This is a genomic window from Kitasatospora sp. NPDC057518, assembly GCF_042802075.1.
In the GTDB taxonomy this organism is placed as follows: Bacteria; Actinomycetota; Actinomycetes; order Streptomycetales; family Streptomycetaceae; genus Kitasatospora.
On sequence record NZ_JBHVEU010000814.1, the window covers coordinates 1 to 1,056 of the forward strand.

Here is a 1,056-nt window from a genome sequence, read left to right on the forward strand (position 1 = left end):
TTCGCCCAGTTCTACCTCGACTGCCTCTCCCAGGCCTCGTACCTGATCGCCGACGAGCGCACCGGCCAGGCCGTGATCGTCGACCCCCGCCGGGACGTCGACGAGTACCTCGCCGACGCCACGGCACGCGGCCTGACCGTCGTCGGCGTCATCAACACCCACTTCCACGCCGACTTCCTCGCCGGCCACCTCGAACTCGCCGACCGCACCGGCGCCTGGATCGGCTACGGACGCCGCGCGGAGACCGACTACCCCATCCGCCACCTCAGCGACGGTGAGCGGATCGAACTCGGCGATGTCGTCCTGCAGATCCTGGAGACCCCCGGGCACACGCCCGAGTCGATCAGCATCCTGGTCTTCGAGCAGCCCGACGACACCATCCCGTACGGCGTGCTCACCGGCGACGCCCTGTTCATCGGCGACGTCGGCCGCCCCGACCTGCTCGCCTCGGTCGGCGTCACCGCCGCCGAACTCGGCGCGATGCTCTACGACAGCGTGCACCGCAAGCTGCTCGCTCTGCCCGACGAGACCCTCGTCTTCCCCGCCCACGGCGCCGGCTCGGCCTGCGGCAAGAACCTCTCCACCGACCGCCAGTCCACCATCGGCGCGCAGCGACTGACCAACTACGCCTGCCAGCCGATGGACCAGGACACCTTCGTCCGCATCGTCACCGCCGGCCAGTCCGCCGCCCCCGCCTACTTCGGCCACGACGCCGCCCTCAACCGGCAGGACCGCCCGCTGCTCGACCGCACGAACGCCACCCGCCCCCTGTGCCCCGAAGGCTTCAAGGAGGCCCGCACCGCGGGCGCCGTCGTCCTCGACGCCCGCAGCCCCCAGGACTTCGGCGCGGGACACCTGCGCGGCGCCGTCAACGTCCCCCTCGACGGCCGCTTCGCCGAACAGGCCGGCACCGTCCTCACCCCCGACAGCACCATCGCGATCATCGCCCCGCAGGACCGCGAGGACGAGGTCGTCACCCGCCTCGCCCGCATCGGCTTCGACCACATCGCCGGCTACCTGCGCAACCCCGACAACGCCCTGCCCGCCCTCGCCGAC

The 1,056-nt window shown here is 72.0% G+C and carries 1 protein-coding gene; it reads left to right on the top strand.

Going from position 1 to position 1,056, the window contains the following annotated elements; translation table 11 throughout:
* The coding region (locus ACFU7Z_RS39580; protein ID WP_380783014.1) for an MBL fold metallo-hydrolase at nt 1–1,056 on the top strand (1,056 nt) is incomplete at both ends.